The sequence below is a fragment of the Kribbella sp. genome, assembly GCF_035687465.1.
Lineage (GTDB): Bacteria > Actinomycetota > Actinomycetes > Propionibacteriales > Kribbellaceae > Kribbella.
The window spans coordinates 1-4,084 of record NZ_DASRXP010000546.1; the positions used below are offsets into that span (position 1 = coordinate 1).

General features: G+C 67.1%; 3 protein-coding genes. All 3 read right to left on the bottom strand.

What is annotated here, in order from left to right:
• Window positions 1-1,928 (bottom strand): alpha-amylase family protein (locus VFG33_RS28925; RefSeq protein ID WP_325056141.1); only part of this gene is annotated, 1,928 nt, incomplete at its 3' end.
• A complete protein-coding gene (locus tag VFG33_RS28930) occupies window positions 1,925-3,358 on the bottom strand; it encodes an alpha-amylase family protein (RefSeq protein ID WP_325056142.1) in 1,434 nt (477 codons plus the stop codon). The genes VFG33_RS28930 and VFG33_RS28925, both read right to left, overlap by 4 nt.
• Window positions 3,359-3,384: 26 nt before the next feature.
• Window positions 3,385-4,084: carbohydrate ABC transporter permease (locus tag VFG33_RS28935; RefSeq protein WP_325056143.1), on the bottom strand; the 700-nt coding region annotated here is incomplete at its 5' end.

A 4,084-nucleotide genomic window follows, 5' to 3' on the forward strand; every position in this document is an offset into this window, starting at 1 on the left:
TCCAGACGCCCCTGCCACGCGCCGCCCTGATCGAGATTGACCAGATGCAGGATGACGGCCTCGCCCTGCCGGTAAAGGTTGCAGTCGAGTACTCCGGCTCCCTCGACCGCCAGGGGAATGTCGTCCGGCGCCGCCCAGCGAACAAGGTTCGCCAGCAAATGCCCGTGATCGGGATGGTGGTGCCGCGCGTACAACCGATCCAGATCCGCCGCCAGATAGGCGACCCGGGACGACCCCAGCACCACGGCCGGTACGCCGGTGCGCGGTTCGGCCATCCACGATTTCTCCGGCGGGTAGATCGGGAAGGGCGGTACCCAGGTCAGCGCTGCCCGGCCGTCGGTCCGTACCACCTCGACCCGGCCACCGAAGGGCAGCAGATCGGTGTCCCCGAAGCCGTCCACAATCTCGCGGTCCTCGATCCGCAGGTAGCTGTGGTTGTCGTACGTCTCCCAGCTGACCGCGCCCACCAGACCATCGCCACGCTGCTCACCCGTCCAGTGGACCCCGAGCACGTCCGCCAGAGCGAAGTCGTCCCGCCGATCACCCCATTCGTCGTACAGGCTGGACTCGCCCGTCACGACCAGCCCGCCACCGCCCTCGGCGAAGGCCCGCAGTGCCTCGCATTGCTCGGAGGTGAGCACCCCGACATTCGGTACGACGATGACGCCGAGCCCGGGAGCATCCCGGGCGACCTGGTCCGCGTGCACCGGCCGGTAAGGAATCCGGGCCCGGATCAACGCATCCGCGAAGCCTCGATAGGGCAGGACGCTCCGGGTTTCCGGTTGGTCCTTGCCGTGGAAGTCCAGGCTGCGCTGACTCCACAACAAGCCGACGGTCGCAAGCGGCTCACGGTTCACCAGGTACTGCTCGTTCTGCTCGTGCCAGCGGAAGAGCGGCTCCGCCGTCGCGTACTGGCGCCGATCCTCGTGCACCGAGCCGATGTGATGCCACCAGGGCTGGATGCCACCGCCGAACCCCTCCACCGCCCACATCCGCGCTTCGGCCTCCGGCTTGCTGCCGAGGCGGAACGTGGGGGTCCCCGCGTCGTACATCGCCGTGCTCTCGGGAATCAGCGCTTGCGGACCCAGCAGCCCGTGCAGCCGCTTGCCGCTGTCCGCGTTGGCCTGGAAACCGCCGCCCTCGTGCCGGTACTGCGAGTCCAGCAGGAAGATCGGAGTCCGGTCGCAGATCGCCCGGTCGTCCCGCAACCGTTTGCTCTGGGCAACCACCTCGCCGCCGTTCATGCCGATCCACAGACAGTCGGGCCCACCTGCTCTCGTCGTCACCTCGTTGTTGAGGTCCCAGACCGCCATTCGCTGCTGGTAGCTCCAGACGATCCACCGCCGGTACGCCGGATCGTCCCAGTCAACGCGGCCCGGAAGGTCCAGGCCGGTGGCGCCCTTGAAGCCGACCGAGCAGTTCGGGCAGTAGCAGACGTGGTCCCGGTCCAGGCCGCTCCAGCTGTTGTCGGTGATCCCGTCGGGCGCGCTCCGCTCGATGATCTCCTCGAGCACGCCGGGCAGGTACTCGCGGTAGTACGGCCCGGTGACGCACGCGACGTACAGGTCTCCGGCCCGGTAGGGGTTGCCGTCGGCATCGATCGCGAACCAGTCGGGGTGCGCGTCGTAGAACTCCTGGTGCGCACGGTTCGAGTCCATCCGCGCGAGTACCACCAGGTCCTCGGCGCGGGCGGCCGCCACGATCTCGCCGTACAGGTCGCGGTCGCCGAGGAACTCCGCCCGGTGTTGCAGGGGGAACCTGCTCGGGTAGTAGGCAACGATCCCGCCGGCGTTGACGATGGCGCCCTGCACCCTGGTCCGGCGCCACTGCCCGCGCCACCAGTCCGCGTCGTACCGGGCCGGGTCCTTCTCGGTAAGGTTCGTCTGGGCCCAGCGCAGGGTGCGCCGGTACCAGGGTGCGGCCGTCATCCGGCCAGGGCCTTCATCGCCGCGCCGGCACCGGAGAGGTTGTCCAGCAGCATCTCCGAGTACTTCCGGCTGAGCACGACTCCTTCGCCGCCACCCTCGAACGCGGCGAGCACGGCGTCGCGGACCCCGTCCGGAGTACAGGCGGTCAGCTCGCCCTCGTTGTCGTCCCAGTTGGCCTTGCTGCCGACGTCAAGAGCGGGCTCCAGCCGCTGGCGCTTCACCCCGACCGGGATGTCGATGTCGATGCCGGGGTAAATCGCGCTCTGGCCGTCCACACCGGCGACCGCCCGGGCGGTTTCGCGGCGGACATAGTCGGCGGTGAACCCGGTCTGCGGCAGCTTGTCGTACGAGCCCTCGTCCAACTGCAGCAGCTTCATCATCAGCGGGTAGACATCCTCGGGCTCGGCGTCGGCGAACAGGGCGCGGCAGATGTTCTTCACCCAGGTGTAGAACCGCGGTCCCGCGCAGTTGTTGTAGATCACCACCTTGATGAAGTCCGAGAACTTCGCCATCTCGGCGTAGTCCTGGTCCGCCCGGTAGAACGGACTGAAAGAGATGTTGTGGTAGACGTGCCAGCCGACCTGGACCTCCGGAGCGCAGGCCTTGGCGACGCCGTAGATGTCGCGGTAGAGCTGTCGCTGGCTCTCGGTCCACAACGTCTGCCAGGCCAGGACCTCGGGGAAGTTCAGCAGGATCCGCCAGAACGTCACGAACGCCCCGTCGGCGGGTTTTTCACCGGCACCGACCCGCTGGTTCCACTCCAGCAGTTCGCGATAGCCCTGCTGCGCGCGAGCCACATCGATGCCCCGCGCCCGGCCGATCTCGGCACAATGTGGGCAGAAACACCCGATGTCGGCGACATCGGCCGAACCTTGCATCAGGAGATTCAGCGGCCCGGGCCGTTCGGAGCACCAGGCCAGTCCGTCCAGCTCGTAGCTCTGCACGTAGTCCTCGACGAATCCCAGATGCCAGTTCCGGTAGTCCGGGTTGTTGAAGCACGGCCGCCGCGCCGGCCGCGACCAGGCGTCCACCTCGAGCACCTTGGCGAAGTTCGGATAGCGCCGCAGTTCGCGGGCGCCGCCGCTCTCCTCCATCCAGGCGAAGGACTTCATCCCCCGCTCGCGCGCCTTCGGGATCACGTCCGCGAGCAGGTCGAACTCCGGGTGCTCAGGGGCGCGCCCGACCGCGCCGAGCACCGTGTTGCCGTAGTACTGCGGATGCGGCGTCGCGTAGTTGCCGCCCACCCAGCCCAGGTCGTACTCCGATCCGCCGTGGTCGGGGATCGGGTGTCCGGGGATCTGCCGGCCCCCGGTTCCTCTGGTCCAGGTCGGGGTGGCGAGGAACAACGCGTTCACCGCCCCCTTCTCCGCCAGCAGGTCCAGCGTCTGGTCGACACCCTCGTCGACGAACGAAACCGCTCCGATCTGCATAGCCACAAGCCTGTCCGGCAAGTCGCTCACCCCTTCATTCCCGTCATCGTGATGCCCTGGATGAAATAGCGCTGTGCAAAGAGGAACACTGCGATCACCGGTACGACGGACACCGTCGCACCGCACATCAGCAGACTGATCTGGGTGAAGTACTCGCCCTGGAACTGCGCGAGGGCCACCGGCAGCGTCTGCAGGTTCTCGGAGTTGATGTAGATCAGCGGACCGAACAGGTCGTTCCACGACTCGAGGAAGGTGAAGACCCCGATCGCGGCCAGCGCCGGCTTGGTCTGCGGCAGCATGATCCGCCAGTAGATGCCGAAGGTGGACGCACCGTCGATCTTGCCGGCGTCCTCCAGTTCCTTCGGGATGGTCAGGAACGACTGGCGCATCAGGAAGGTCGCGAACACCGGCGTGAGCACCTTCGGCACCCACAACGGGTACTGCGTGTCCACCCAGCCGATGTGCCGGAAGACGATGTACTGCGGGATCAGGTACGCGATGCCCGGGATGATCGAGGTCGCCAGCAGCACCATGAACGCGATGTCACGTCCCGCGAACTTCAACCGGGCAAAGGCATAGCCCGCCATCGACGCCACGATCAGGATGCCGACCACGTTCAGCCCGGCCAGCTTCACGCTGTTCCACAGGAAGACCGGGATCAGCTCGAACACCTGCCGGTAGTTGCTCCACTGCGGATCGGTCGGCAGGAACTTCGGCGGCACCGAG